We start from the raw sequence: 13,503 nt of genomic DNA on the forward strand, positions 1-13,503 counted from the left end.
GCCAGATGCATTCTTTATCGGCGCTTGGGTGAAAGGAGGAGGGGCGAAATCTCCCACGGTCTGTACTGCGTCAACAGTCAGAATCGGGCTTTGTCCCTTCTCCTCCCTTCAAGTCCTAGCATACAAGCGGGCTTGCCCGCGATAGCGCTGGCTCAGTCACAGTAGCGTTGACTGACACTCCGTCATCGCGGGCAAGCCCGCTCCCACAGTGGTACGTGGTGTTGATGAAAACTAGCGCGGTTCGATGTGCGCAATCATCAGTTGCACGGTTTCATTGCCACGAAATTCATTCACATCCAGCTTGTAGGCCAATTCCACCCAACGCACCGTCGGGTTTGGCCACACTTCGCGGTCCACACCAAAGGCGATGCCATCGAGCTTCACCGACCCGCACTCGCTCTTGAGCACCACTTTCAAATGCCGCTCGCCCACCACCCGCTGCTCCACCAACTGGAATACCCCGTGAAACAACGGCTCGGGAAAGTGCTGCCCCCACGGGCCGGCATGGCGCAGGGCGCGGGCCAGTTCCAGGTGAAATTCTTCCACCGCCAGGGTGCCGTCTGAAAGCAGGCGGCCGGTGAGGTCTTCTTCGCGCAATTGCCGACGCACTTCGGCATCGAAGGCTTGCGCAAACAACGGGAAATTGGCCTCGGGCAAGGTCAGCCCCGCCGCCATGGCGTGGCCGCCGTACTTGGTGATCAGGTTGGGGTGCTGGCTGGCGACGACCGCCAGCGCATCGCGGATATGAAAGCCTTGCACCGAGCGTCCAGAGCCCTTGAGCAGGCCATCACCGGCATCGGCGAAGGCGATGGTCGGGCGGAAATAACGCTCCTTCATGCGTGACGCGAGGATCCCGATCACCCCTTGGTGCCACTCCGGGTCAAACAGGCACAGACCGTACGGCATCGACTCCACCGGCAGGTCCTTGAGCTGGGCCAGGGCCTCGCGTTGCATGCCTTGCTCGATGGATTTACGGTCCTGGTTCATGCCGTCCAGTTGCGCGGCCATTTCCCGTGCGGCGGCGAAGTCCGTGGTAAGCAAGCATTCAATGCCCAGGCTCATGTCATCCAGGCGTCCGGCCGCGTTCAGACGCGGGCCGAGGATGAAACCCAGGTCGGTGGAGGTGATACGCGCATGATCACGCTTGGCCACTTCCAGGATCGCCTTGATCCCCGGCCGCGCCCGACCGGCCCGAATACGCTCCAGCCCCTGGTGCACGAGGATGCGGTTGTTGGCGTCCAGCGGCACCACGTCAGCGACGCTGCCCAGGGCCACCAGATCAAGCAGTTCACCGATGTTCGGCTGGGGCTTGTTGTCATACCAACCCAGGCTGCGCAACCGTGCACGCAGGGCCATCAATACATAGAAGATCACGCCGACGCCGGCCAGGGCCTTGCTGGGAAATGTGCAGCCCGGCTGGTTAGGATTGACGATGGCGTCAGCGGCCGGCAGTTCATCGCCGGGCAAGTGGTGGTCGGTCACCAGCACCTGCAACCCCGCCGCTTTCGCCGCCGCCACGCCTTCGACGCTGGAGATACCGTTGTCCACCGTGATCAGCAACTGCGGCTCGCGCTCCAGCGCCACCGCGACGATTTCCGGGGTCAGGCCGTAGCCGTATTCGAAGCGGTTGGGCACCAGGTAATCGACATGGGCCGCGCCAAGCAAACGCAGGCCCAGGGTGCCCACGGTACTCGCCGTGGCGCCATCGGCGTCGAAGTCACCGACGATCAGGATGCGCTGGCGTTGCTCCAGGGCCGTCACCAGCAAGTCCACCGCCGCATCGATGCCCTTGAGCTGCTGATAGGGAATCAACCGCGCCAGGCTCTTGTCCAGCTCGGCCTCCGACTGCACCCCGCGTGCGGCGTAAAGGCGGGTCAACAGCGGCGGCAGTTCACCGAGAAAAGGCAGGACGGCGGGCAATGGGCGGGGATCGATACGCATGGGGTGACGGGAGCTTCTCTTCTAATACATCGGTTAAACACAGAAAGTGAACGCAGCAGAGATCAAGTGTGGGCGCTGGCTTGCCTGCGATGCATACGACTCGGTACATCAGACACACCGAGTGGATGCCCTCGCAGGCAAGCCAGCTCCCACCTTTTCAACCGCGCTCGCCGACCAGCCATTGCAGTTGCACTTCATGCTGGCCACGGTCATCGGTCACAAAGATCGTGCCTTCGCTGATCATCACGTCCCACTTGATCACCCGCGGCATGTCCTTGGCCAGGGTCTCCAAGACTTCCTGGGGCACGGCAGCGATGTGCACGTTTTTCAGGTTGTTGGCCACCGGCACCACCTTGCCTTCCCACACGCGCAGGCTGCCATAGGCCAGCAGGCTGGTGCGTTCGGTGCGGCGCGAGCACCAGGTCAGGCGGTCGGCATCTGGCTGGCCGACTTCGATCCAGTGCAAAACCCGATCATCCAGGCTCTTTTCCCACAGGGCCGGTTCGTCCACATCCGACAGGCCACGCCCGAACGCCAATTGCTCGTTGTACCAGAGGGCGTAGGCCAGCAGGCGCACGGTCATGCGCTCTTCGGTTTCCGAAGGGTGGCGGGCGATGGTCTGTTTGACGCTCTCGTACACCGAGCGGTCGAGGTCGGTGAGGTTGAGTTCGAATTTGTAGGTCGTGGACGGCTGGGCCATGAACGGGCTTCTAAAGACAAGGAAAGGCGGCCAGTCTAACCGATGGCGAGGGCATTGAACGAATACTGCGCTGCATCCGCGCGGCTCGCCTATGTTAAAAAGCAGGACATCATCGTCCCGCGCTCGTAAGGATCCCCATGTCGCTCACTGCCAAACCACTTGCCGGCCTGAAAGTCATCGAACTGGGCACCCTGATCGCCGGCCCGTTTGCCTCACGCATTTGCGCTGAATTCGGCGCCGAGGTGATCAAGGTCGAATCCCCGGACGGCGGCGACCCGCTGCGCAAATGGCGCAAGCTGTATGAAGGTACTTCGCTGTGGTGGTTCGTGCAGGCGCGCAACAAGCAGTCGCTGACGCTCAACCTCAAGCACCCTGAGGGGCTGGCGATCCTCAAGCAACTGTTGGCCGACGCCGACATCCTGATCGAAAACTTCCGCCCAGGCGTGCTGGAGAAACTCGGCCTGAGCTGGGAAACCCTGCACGCCCTCAACCCCAAGTTGGTGATGGTGCGCCTCTCGGGCTTCGGCCAGACGGGCCCGATGAAGGACCAGCCGGGGTTTGGCGCGGTGGGCGAGTCCATGGGCGGCTTGCGCTATATCACCGGCTTCGAGGACCGCCCGCCCGTGCGCACCGGTATCTCCATCGGCGACTCGATTGCCGCGTTGTGGGCAGTGATCGGCGCGCTGATGGCGCTGCGTCACCGCGAAGTCAACGGCGGCCTGGGCCAAGTGGTGGATGTGGCGCTGTATGAAGCCATCTTCGCCATGATGGAAAGCATGATCCCCGAGTTCGATGTGTTCGGGTTTATCCGTGAGCGCACCGGCAACATCATGCCCGGCATCACCCCGTCCTCGATCCACACCACCGCAGACGGCAAGCATGTGCAGATCGGCGCCAATGGCGATGCAATCTTCAAGCGCTTCATGCGGGTGATCGGCCGTGACGATTTGGCGAACGACCCTGCACTGGCCAGCAATGACGGGCGTGACGCTCACCGCGATGAGCTGTACGGCGTGATTGATCGCTGGGTCAATTCGCTATCGCTCGACCAGGTGATTGAGCATCTGAACAAAGCCGAGGTGCCCGCCAGCCGCATCTACAGCGCCGAAGACATGCTGGGCGACCCGCAATTCCTGGCCCGGGAAATGTTCCTCAAGGCGCAGTTGCCGGGCGGCAAGGACTTCAAGATGCCCGGCATCGTGCCCAAGCTCTCGGACACACCGGGCAGTTGCGAATGGGTGGGGCCGCAACTGGGTGAACACAACAGCCTGGTGCTCAATGCCTTGGGCTACGACGCGGCGGCTATCACTCGCCTGCGCGAGGATGGCGCGATCTGACAAATCCCAGGCAAAAAGAAACCCCGAGCAGTGGGGAGACAACTCGGGGTTAAACGTGGTCTACAAAAAGACCCGCACAGCAAGCGACAAACACCGGAGCACAATGCCTGCTCTTGCTGTTACAAACTCTGACTGACCACCTTGTAGGAAGGTTCCGAAGAAAAATAATGTTTCATGCCAGTGCGCCGCCACGGGTTTGGGAGGCGTTGCGCAAGGCAGCGATGACTGAAGGTTCCAGGCGCCCTTCGGCGATTTTCAGGTCGCGGAGCAGGCAATCCACCACATCCACCAGCGCGCGCTTGTCGCTCAATTGCGCACGATCGACTTCACGTTCAACCACGATGGCGCCACCGGGGTTCTTCACGGTTACCAGGCAGTCGTCGCGCATACCGGCAGAGGTCAGCGTAACCTGATAAGGGCTCAGTGCTTGGCTGAGCAATAGGTTGATACTTTCCATCTCGATCACCACTCAATCATTCGAAAAAGGTTCGAAAAACAAAAATGTCACGAAGAGGCTGACATTCAAGTGACCCGTGCTCAAAGCAGAAAGTTCTACCTTTTGTGTAATCCACTGCTTGAGGAAAACGAGCATGCACGGAAAAGATGACAGAGAAAAAACAACGGCGCACAGGCTAGAATCCCTGGATTGTCCCGGGAGCCTGCCTTGAGAGCTGCGTCTGAACCGCCCTTGCGTATCGTGATTGCCGACGATCACCCGATTTTCCTGATTGGCCTGCGCGCCGTGCTCGAGCGTGACACGCACATCAGCATCGTCGGCGAGGCCAATTCCCCCCAGGCCCTCAGTGCGTTGTTGCAACACTGTGCCTGCGATGTGGTGGTGACCGACTTCATGATGCCCGTCGAGCCCCAAGCCGACGGGTTGCGCTTGATCGAGCAACTGCGCCGGCACTATCCGCACCTGCCCATTGTGGTGGTGACCATGCTCAACAATGCCGGGTTGTTTCATTCCATCCTGGCGTTGGGCGTGATGGGCTTGCTGAGCAAGGCCAGCCTGGCCGATGAGCTGCCCCAGGCGATCCGCCAGGTTCGCCAGCAACGTACCTATGTGGCCCAGACCATCCGCCAGGCGCTGAGCCTGGCCGGGGAAGTCGGCGCTGATCGCCTGCACTCCCAGGAGCACCTGTCACCCCGGGAACTGGAGGTGATTCGCCTGTTGGCCAGTGGCATGACGGTGGGCGAGATCGCCGCGCACCTGCACCGCAGCAAGCAGACCGTCAGCGCGCAAAAAGTCAGCGCCATGCGCAAGCTGGGGCTGGTCAACGATGCCGCCCTGTTTATTTACGTGCAGGAACACGGGCTGGCCTAGCCTGGAACGCGATCCATTGCTTGAGCGTCTCGGCCTCCATCGGCCGGGCGATAAAGCAACCTTGCAGCCACGCCGCGCCCAGTTCGCCCACGGCGTGATAATCGGCGGCGGTTTCCACGCCGGTGACCACCACGGCGACATCCAGGCGCGCCGCCATGCTCATGGCGCCCGCCACCACAGCGGCCTTGCGATCATCATTGGCCATCCCACAGGCAAACGCCGGGGGAATTTTCAGCTCGGTAAAAGGCAGTTCCAGCAAATGCTGCAGGCTGGTGCCGCCCATGCCGAAGTCGCCGATGGACAACTGGCAACCCAACATGCGCAAGCGCAGCAACCCAGTGACATGGGCGCTGTCGGTTTTCAGCGTCGAGGTTTCCACCAACTCCAGGGTCAGGCTATGGGCGGGCACACCATGAAGTTGCAGCAAACCTTGCAGCACCTGGGGGAAGTGCTCGCGCTCCAGCATACGCCCGGGAATGTTCACAGCTACCGGCAGCACTCGGCCGCTTTCGCCCATCACCTGGTTCGCCAGGCCAAGCGCCTGCTCCAGCACATGCCAGGTAAACGCCTCTTCCATGCCGGCAAACTCCAGCACTGGCAGGAACTCGTCAGGCAGCAATAGCTCACCGTCCTGCAACTGCCAACGCGCCAGCGCCTCCACCCCTTGCAACACACCGGCCTGACTGACGATGGGCTGGTACCAGACCCTGCCACAAGCTGCGATAGTCGCCTGGCTGACATCCGCCGAGGGCGGCAGTTGTTCCTGCTCGCTCAAGCTCAGCAGTTGACGGACGCGCTCCCAGGACAGCACCGCTGGCCCTGGACGCAAGTGCTCCTGACAATCGCTCAATACTTGCCCGATCAGCTTGGCCGAGGCCGGCTTGGGCAAGCACGCCAAGACCTTGAGCCCCAATTGGCGGGCCATGTTCGCCACGCCTTCCAGCACGTCGGGCTCGGCGTTGCTGAGCAGGATCAACACCTGGGCCAGGCGGCGTTCCGCCAACTCACGGATCAACGCCAGGCCATCGCCCTGCTCCAGGTACAGATCGCAGATGGCGATATCCACCGGGCCTTTGCTGTCCAGGGACTGGCGGGCAATTTCGACCGTTTCCGCGGCCCGCACATTGAACACACCGTTGGCATTGAGCATCTGGTGCAGGGCCATCAGTTGAAACGGGTTGTCTTCGAGGATCAGGACGTTGAGGGATCGCATGGGTAAGGGTGTCGGTACAGAGAAAGACCTGCACAGTAGCCATACGCTGCGCCGTGTCCCATAGGACGTGTCCTAAAAGCTTCTTTAAATGTGGGAGGGGCAAGCCTTGTCGGTCAAGCGCAGACCTCCTGTGGGAGCTGGCTTGCCTGCGAAGGCGGTGTGTCAGTCGCTACATCTGTTACTGCACTACCGCTATCGCCGGCAAGCCAGCTCCCACATTTGATCTTCGTTGCCTTGAGCATTGCGTTCGCTTGGCTGATCGGCATACGGGCTGGGTTACGCATCCAGATAAGGTTGCAGGTCGCGACGAAACGCCTTGAGCACCTCGGACAAGCGCAACCAGGGTTCTTCAAGCTCGGCGCCGCGCTGTTCACGGGCGCATTGCTCAAGGGCGACACAGGCCTTGGCCAGTGGCAGTGCGTCCACCAGCGAGCAAATGCCCTTGAGCCGGTGCAGCGATGCATTCAAGCGTGCCACGTCGCGCTCGGCCAGGGCACCCGCCAACACCTCGTGTTCGTGGTCCAGGCTCTTGGCCAGTTCCTGCAACATGCTTTGCAGCACCGGGCCATCGGCCTGGGTCATGGTGCGCAGGGCCTCGATATCGAACGAACGCTGGGGTGCCAGGCGTGCCAGCACTTGGGTCCAGTGTTCCAAGGTCACCGGCTTGACCAGCAGTTCATCCATACCGGCGTCCTCGCAGCGGCGTTGTTCATCTTTCATGGCGTTCGCGGTGCAACCCACCAGCGCGCTACGAGGCCGTTGCTCCTCGGCTTCGAGGCGCCGTATCGTCGCACTCAAGGCATAACCGGACATGCCGGGCATCTGGCAATCGGTGACCAACACGTCAAAACGCTGCTCACGCCAGCGTTGCAACGCGGCCTCGGCCGACTCCAGGGCGACCACTTGATGACCGAGGAACTGCAACTGCTGCGCCAGCACCAGGCGGTTGGCCGCCAAATCATCCACCACCAGTATCGACAGGCTGCGCCCCGTCGGTAACAACGTCGCGGTGGGCGTTGCCGGCACATCATCGGTGCTGACCCGGTCCAGGCGCAGGTCAATGCACACCACCGTCCCCTCGCCCACCACGCTATCGAGGTGAATGCTGCCGCCCATCAATTCCACCAGTTGCTTGCAGATACTCAGGCCCAGCCCGGTGCCACCGTGTTGCGCAGCGGTCAAGGCGCTCACCTGAGTAAAAGGCTTGAACACCCGCGGCTGTTGCTCGGCGCTGATGCCCGGGCCACTGTCCTTGACGCACAGGTGCAGGTATTCGCTATCGGTCTCATCCCGTTGGCAAGTCACGCTGAGGTGAACCCCGCCCCGCTCGGTAAATTTGAGCGCATTGCCCAACAGGTTGTGCATCACCTGGCGTAACCGCAGCGGGTCGAACCAGTAATAACCCTGAGCAGCCGGATCAAACGCCAGGGTCAGGTGCAGGCCCTTCTTTTGCGCTGTGGCTTCGAACAGGCTCTGAATGCCCTCGAAAAAACGCTTCAACTCGGTGGTCTGTGGCGCCAGTTGCAGGTGGCCGGCCTCGATCTTGGCCAAGTCCAGGCTGTCGCCCATCAGCGCAATCAGCTCGCGCGCCGAACGATGGGCCACCTGCAGCGCCTCGGAAACCGGCTGGCCGCTTGCCAGGCAACGCTCTTGCTCCAGTTCGAGCAAGCCAATGATGGCAGTCATGGGAGTGCGAATCTCGTGGCTCAAGGCCGAGAGAAATGCACTTTTGGCGTAGTTCGCTTCGTCGGCGGCCTGGCGTGCGTCCATCAACTGGCGCTCCAGGTCTTTGCGTTCGTTGATATCGATCCAACCGCCCAACAACCCCTGCAGGCGGCCCTGGGCGTCAAAAAAAGGCACGGTCCACTGGTAGACGTGATAACTGCCGCCGTTGAGTTCCAATTGCCGGTCGACAAACAACGGCTGCTGCGTGGCCAATTGCTCCATGTGGCCTTCGTGCAGGCGTGCCGCTGTGGCGTCGGGCACGACCTTGCTCTCCATCAGCGTCAGGCCCTGGATCAGCTCCAGCCGGGTCGCCAATTGCTGTTCATAACTTTTATTGCAGGTCACCAGGCGCCCGTCCAGGTCGCGGACGAACAGCGGGTTGGGCATGCCGTCGAGCAGTGCGCGCTTGAACGCCAACTGGTCGTTGAGCCGTTGCTCGGCCTCCAGCCGTTGGCGAATCTGGCGCTTGAGCCGGCTGTTCCACACCAGCGACACCAACACAAACAGAAGCGCCGTGGCCACCGTCCAATAGGCCCATGGCGGTACGCGTTGCCAGGCCGGCAGCGGAATCGCCACGGCACCGATCCAACGCAGGCGCAACGCACTCAGCTCAGCCACCGGCAACGCCTCCAGGGCCTTGTTCAGAATGCTCAGCAGCTCAGGTTGGTCCTTGCGCACCGACAGGCAGTTGGACGACCACTTGCCATCGACACTGCGTCCGATACGCAGACCATCTTCCGGGTAACTCTGCACTTCCACTTCAGTTTGAATGGTAGCGGCCGCCTCGCCCCGTCGTACCAGCTCACGGGCCTGGTTGTAATTGTCTACCAGGCGCAAGGTGATGTTCGGATGCGCATGGCGAATCTGGCTCTCCAAGACGTGGCGCGCCGGCAATGCCAGCACCTTGCCGTCCAACTGGTTCAAGCCCGTCAGGGGCGAGGCATCGGCACGTTCGATAAACACCCAGCCGGACCCGCCAAAACCATGACTGAAGTTGAGCAACGCACTGCGCTCCTGATTCACAGCCAGGGTCGTGTTCATCTGTGCCCGGCCGGTTTCCAGCCATTCCAGGGTTTGCGCAGTAGAACCCACCTCTTCATAGACGAACTGCAAACCGGTCATGCGCGAGATGCGATTCAACAGGTCGACATTCAGGCCAACCCACTGGCCGTCCTTGTCCCTGAAAATGTAAGGCGACATCTGCTGGGCCACCACCACGACATGGGGATGCTCACGCACCCAGGCCTGCTCCGACGCCGACAACGCAACGCGCTCACCACTGATACCGACGCCGAGCCCGGTGGTCCAGCGCGCGAGAATTTCGCGCTGCACCGACTCGTCGAGGCTTGCCAGCGCGCGATTCATCATGGCCCCCAGCAACGGATCTGCCTGGCGGGTGGCGAAGGCAAAACCGATGGGCGCCAGCCGGCTCTGCTCCTTGATCTGCAACCCCAGGTAAGGCCGCAGCGATTTATAGGCGCGCACAATCACTTCGTTGCCGATAAACGCATCGACGTCACCTTGCTTCAAGGCTTCGAGGCCGCTGTAGAGGTTGGGGGCGAGCATGATGTGGCTGTCGGGATACGCCGCGTGAACCTTCTGCACGTTGGCGTAGCCGTCGAGCAACACCAGCTTCTTGCCAGCCAGATCGTCGCCTTGGGTATCGTCGCGACGCAGCACCACCACCGAGCGGTCGGGCATGTAGTCCGGGGTGAATTGCAGGCCAGGTACGTCACGCTCGTAACCATTGGCACTGGTGAGAATGTCGATGGTGCCGTTGCGCAGCGCTTCGACCGCCTGGGCGCGCTCGGAGAAGCCCAGCACTTGCATGGGCACACCCAGCCGCGCGCCAACCAGGCTCAAATAATCGGCGCTGATGCCCTGGTAGCGATTGCGGTCGCGGGTGATATCGATCGGCTGGTAGTCATCTATCGAGATACCCACTTTGAGTGTCCGATGCGCCGCCAACCACTGCTGCTCCGTTGGCGCCAGCGGCATAGGTTCAAGCGGGATAAACGCCGGGACCAGTTTGAACGGCAGGCTGACGGCGGCCAGGCTCATGGGCACCTGGATGAGCCACAACAGGCACACCAGCTTCAACGTCCATTGGATCAACACCTGCACCGGTTGGGTTTCCTTGATTGGGCGACTGGGCAAGTATGGCTCGCCAGAATGAAAAAGCCCGTCACGAGGACGGGCTTGGCCGACTGCAAAAAGCTGAATGCATACCTGTAGCAGCCTGATATCCGCCTCAGGGTCAGCGGGTGAGTTAGCTGAATGTGGGAGCCGGGCTTGCCCGCGATGCAGACGCCTGGGTATTCAGTCGTACCGAGGCGCCTGCATCGCAGGCAAGCCAGCTCCCACACAAACCCGCTACCCCATTCTTGATTAGAGCGGTTTGCCCCGATTGCCATGCTGGCTGACAAACGCCTGCACTGTCTTCAGGTCATTGGCCAATACGGTGCAGCGCTCTTCGCGCTCGAACAGGTCGGTCAAATGCTCCGGCAACTCCAGGGCCTTGCCAATGCCGGCTTTCTCGACCGCTTCCGGGAACTTGACCGGGTGCGCGGTACCGAGGATCACCATTGGAATATCCAGGCTGCGGCGGCATTCGCGGGCGGCTTTCACGCCGATAGCCGTGTGCGGGTCGAGCACTTCGCCGGTTTCGGCATAGACCTGCGCGATGGTTTCGCAGGTCTGCGCATCGTCCACGGCCAGGGAATCGAACAGCTTGCGGGTTTCGGTCCAGCGCTCTTGCTCGACGCTGAAACCGCCACCTTGCTTGAAGCTGTTCATCAACTCGGCCAGGGCTGCGCCGTTGCGACCGTGCATGTCGAACAGCAAGCGTTCGAAGTTCGACGAGACCATGATGTCCATGGACGGCGACAGCGTGGCGTGCAGGGTTTCCTTCACATACTGGTTGCCGCTCATGAAGCGATGCAGGATGTCGTTGCGGTTGGTGGCGACGATCAACTGGTTGATCGGCAGGCCCATGTTGCGTGCCAGGTAACCGGCGAAGATGTCGCCGAAGTTGCCGGTCGGCACCGAGAACGACACCGAACGCGCCGGGCCGCCCAACTGCAGCGATGCATGGAAGTAGTAGACGATCTGGGCCATGATCCGCGCCCAGTTGATCGAGTTCACCGCCACCAGACGCGTGCCCTTGAGGAAGCTCTGGTCAGCGAAGCTGTTCTTGACCATTTCCTGGCAGTCGTCGAAGTTGCCTTCGATGGCGATGTTGTGAATGTTCTCACCGAAGATGGTGGTCATCTGCCGACGTTGCACCTCCGACACGCGCTTGTGCGGGTGCAGGATGAAGATATCGACGTTTTCGCAGTGCTTGCACCCTTCGATGGCCGCCGAGCCGGTGTCGCCGGAGGTGGCGCCGATGATCACCACGCGCTCGCCGCGCTTTTCCAGCACGTAGTCGAGCAGGCGACCGAGCAGTTGCAGGGCAAAGTCCTTGAACGCCAGGGTCGGGCCGTGGAACAGCTCCAGTACCCACTCGTTGCCGTTCAACTGGCGCAGAGGTGCGATGGCGCTATGGGCAAACACGCCGTACGTCTCTTCCAGGATCTTTTTAAAATCCGCATCCGGAATGCTGCCGGTGACGAACGGGCGCATCACTCGGAAAGCCAGCTCGTGATACGGCAGGCCGGCCCAGGAGGCGATTTCTTCCTGGGTGAAGCGTGGCAGGTTTTCGGGCACATACAGGCCGCCGTCGGTGGCAAGGCCTGCCAGCAGAACGTCTTCGAAATTCAGGGCCGGTGCCTGGCCGCGGGTGCTGATGTAACGCATGACTGGCTCCTCTAAAACATTCTCGAACAGGGGCCGCCGAATGGACGGGGCCCCTGGAACAAATCGGTTAGTTCAAGTGTTCGACGCGAATCCGCACCACCGGGCCGACCACGCCTTGCAAGGCTTCCAGGGCATGGATGGCATCGTTGATGTGCTGTTCGAGCACGCGGTGGGTCAGCAGGATCATCGGCACCTGGCCGTTTTGTTCCTCGACTTCCTTCTGCATGATCGACTCGATGTTGATACCGCGCTCCGACAGGATGCTGGCCACCTGGGCCAGCACGCCTGGATGGTCCTGGGCCTGGATGCGCAGGTAGTAGGCACTTTCGCAGGCTTCGATCGGCAGGATCGGGTGGGCCGACAGCGAGTCCGGCTGGAAGGCCAGGTGCGGCACACGGTTTTCCGGGTCGCTGGTCATGGCGCGAACCACGTCCACCAGGTCGGCGATCACTGACGAAGCGGTCGGCTCCATGCCGGCACCGGCGCCGTAGAACAGGGTGGAACCGGCGGCGTCACCGTTGACCATCACCGCGTTCATCACGCCATTGACGTTGGCGATCAGGCGGTCGGCCGGGATCAGCGTCGGGTGCACCCGCAATTCGATACCGGCCGGGGTGCTGCGCGCTACGCCCAGGTGCTTGATGCGGTAGCCCAGGGCTTCGGCGTAGTTCACGTCGGCGGTGGTCAGCTTGGTGATGCCTTCGGTGTAGGCCTTGTCGAATTGCAGCGGGATACCAAAAGCGATGGACGCCAGGATGGTCAGCTTGTGGGCCGCGTCGATGCCTTCCACGTCGAAGGTCGGGTCGGCTTCCGCGTAACCCAGGGCCTGGGCTTCGGCCAGCACGTCTTCGAAGGTACGGCCCTTCTCGCGCATTTCGGTGAGGATGAAGTTACCGGTGCCGTTGATGATGCCGGCCACCCAGTTGATGCGGTTGGCGGACAGGCCTTCGCGGATTGCCTTGATCACCGGGATACCACCGGCCACCGCGGCTTCGAACGCCACGATCACGCCTTTCTCGCGGGCCTTGGCGAAGATCTCGTTGCCGTGCACGGCGATCAGCGCCTTGTTGGCGGTGACCACGTGCTTGCCGTGCTCAATGGCCTTGAGCACCAACTCGCGGGCCACGGTGTAGCCGCCAACCAGTTCGATGACGATATCGATCTCAGGGTTGGTGGCCACGGCGAACACATCGTTGGTAATCGCAATACCGGTCGTTTCGAACTGAGGCTTTGGCGAACGCGTGGCAATCTGCGCCACTTCAATCCCGCGACCTGCGCGGCGGGAAATTTCTTCAGCGTTACGCTGAAGTACGTTGAAGGTACCGCCACCGACGGTCCCTAACCCACAGATGCCTACTTTGACCGGTTTCACTGAAGAACTCCCCATGAAACGGCCGACGCTAGGTCGGCCGTGAAAACAGCCGCACAACTGCGGCTCTCAATTAATGACTCGCCGACGGTT

At 61.5% G+C, this 13,503-nt stretch carries 9 protein-coding genes; 2 read left to right on the forward strand and 7 right to left on the reverse strand.

Features of this window, described 5'->3' with window-relative positions; all coding sequences use genetic code 11:
* Positions 1-231: 231 nt before the first annotated feature.
* The gene (gene recJ / locus JMV15_RS20190) at positions 232-1,941 is read right to left on the reverse strand and encodes a single-stranded-DNA-specific exonuclease RecJ (RefSeq protein WP_014719777.1); all 1,710 of its coding nucleotides are present in this window, start codon (positions 1,939-1,941) and stop codon (positions 232-234) included.
* A gap of 157 nt (positions 1,942-2,098) precedes the next feature.
* Entirely contained in the window at positions 2,099-2,641 is a 543-nt protein-coding gene (locus JMV15_RS20195) for a YaeQ family protein (protein ID WP_003193952.1), read from the reverse strand.
* A gap of 137 nt (positions 2,642-2,778) precedes the next feature.
* Here JMV15_RS20195 and JMV15_RS20200 point away from each other — a divergent pair, with 137 nt between their 5' ends.
* Positions 2,779-3,978 (forward strand): CaiB/BaiF CoA transferase family protein, encoded by a 1,200-nt coding sequence (locus tag JMV15_RS20200; protein ID WP_038451405.1) that lies wholly within the window; start codon positions 2,779-2,781, stop codon positions 3,976-3,978.
* A 172-nt stretch (positions 3,979-4,150) separates the two neighbouring features.
* On the opposite strand, the gene JMV15_RS20205 is transcribed toward JMV15_RS20200, so the two are convergent.
* On the reverse strand, positions 4,151-4,435 hold the full coding sequence (locus JMV15_RS20205) for a DUF3509 domain-containing protein (protein WP_020301357.1): 285 nt from the start codon (positions 4,433-4,435) through the stop codon (positions 4,151-4,153).
* A gap of 207 nt (positions 4,436-4,642) precedes the next feature.
* Between JMV15_RS20205 and JMV15_RS20210 the strand changes: the two genes are divergently transcribed.
* Entirely contained in the window at positions 4,643-5,305 is a 663-nt protein-coding gene (locus tag JMV15_RS20210; RefSeq protein WP_003193955.1) for a response regulator transcription factor, read from the forward strand.
* On the opposite strand, the gene JMV15_RS20215 is transcribed toward JMV15_RS20210, so the two are convergent.
* The 4 genes from JMV15_RS20215 to JMV15_RS20230 form a co-directional block, all read right to left on the reverse strand.
* Complete coding sequence (locus JMV15_RS20215; protein ID WP_014719780.1) at positions 5,274-6,518, reverse strand: EAL domain-containing response regulator; 1,245 nt, start codon at positions 6,516-6,518, stop codon at positions 5,274-5,276. The genes JMV15_RS20210 and JMV15_RS20215 overlap by 32 nt on opposite strands.
* A gap of 276 nt (positions 6,519-6,794) precedes the next feature.
* Positions 6,795-10,367: a transporter substrate-binding domain-containing protein gene (locus JMV15_RS20220; RefSeq protein ID WP_038451407.1), complete on the reverse strand. Its 3,573-nt coding sequence runs from the start codon at positions 10,365-10,367 to the stop codon at positions 6,795-6,797.
* A 264-nt stretch (positions 10,368-10,631) separates the two neighbouring features.
* The gene (thrC, locus tag JMV15_RS20225; protein WP_014719782.1) at positions 10,632-12,041 is read right to left on the reverse strand and encodes a threonine synthase; all 1,410 of its coding nucleotides are present in this window, start codon (positions 12,039-12,041) and stop codon (positions 10,632-10,634) included.
* Between the two features lie 67 nt (positions 12,042-12,108).
* A complete protein-coding gene (locus JMV15_RS20230; RefSeq protein ID WP_005791086.1) occupies positions 12,109-13,413 on the reverse strand; it encodes a homoserine dehydrogenase in 1,305 nt (434 codons plus the stop codon).
* Positions 13,414-13,503: the final 90 nt, after the last annotated feature.

This window comes from Pseudomonas paracarnis, assembly GCF_904063055.1.
Lineage (GTDB): Bacteria > Pseudomonadota > Gammaproteobacteria > Pseudomonadales > Pseudomonadaceae > Aquipseudomonas > Aquipseudomonas paracarnis.